This is a genomic window from Achromobacter sp. SIMBA_011 (assembly GCF_046535435.1).
Classification (GTDB): domain Bacteria; phylum Pseudomonadota; class Gammaproteobacteria; order Burkholderiales; family Burkholderiaceae_B; genus Achromobacter; species Achromobacter dolens.
Genome location: NZ_JAWRWN010001356.1, coordinates 1 through 229 on the forward strand (window position 1 = coordinate 1; position 229 = coordinate 229).

Annotated in this window: 1 pseudogene; it reads right to left on the reverse strand. The window is 68.1% G+C overall.

The annotated features are described in order from the left end of the window. Positions 1 to 126, reverse strand: a pseudogene (locus tag SB816_RS35495) (DUF2167 domain-containing protein); the annotation flags it as partial. Between the last annotated feature and the right edge of the window lie 103 nt (positions 127 to 229).

Consider the following 229-nt stretch of genomic DNA (forward strand, 5'->3'; position numbering starts at 1 on the left):
GGCCTTGTTGGCGGCCGCGGCGGCGGCCCTCATTTCGACCTGCGCGGCTTCGGTTTGCGCGTGGCCGCTGGTCGCGGCGAATGCGAGCATCGCCACGCAGGCGACGCGGACGGCGAGTTTTTTCATTGTTGGATTCCCCTGGACTGCCTTGTTGTGAATGTGCACGGCGTCCGGCCCGAGCGTTGTGGTCGCGGGTCCGGCGCCGCCTCTCAGGTGGCACGGTGGCTAT